The organism is Tamlana crocina (assembly GCF_012037625.1).
In genome coordinates, this window is the sequence record NZ_JAAVJS010000555.1 from 1 (window position 1) to 347 (window position 347).

1 protein-coding gene is annotated in these 347 nt (G+C 39.2%); it reads left to right on the forward strand.

The genetic code is table 11. The annotated features are described in order from the left end of the window. A partial coding sequence (locus tag HC176_RS18020; protein ID WP_167920380.1) for a PAS domain S-box protein occupies positions 1 to 347 on the forward strand: 347 nt, incomplete at both ends.

Genomic DNA, 347 nt, shown 5'->3' on the forward strand with positions numbered 1-347 from the left:
TTAGGAAAAATGGTACTGTAGGTTGGATCAAACTTACTGTTTCTCCCTTATGGCACCCGGGCCAGGAGCCTTCTAATCATATTGCCATTATTGAAGATATCACGAAGAGCAAAGAAGCAGAATTACAACTGACGAAATCCTACAAGGTGCTGTTAGATCAAAATAAAAGACTGGTCAATTTCTCATACATCATCTCCCATGATTTGAGGTCGCATTCTACTAACATACAGTCCATCCTGGACCTGTATGGTATGAGTGAAATTCCGGAAGAAAAGGAACACTATGTTGAACTTCTTACTAAAGTTACCGCAAATCTCAACCAGACTTTACATCATCTCAATGAAGTA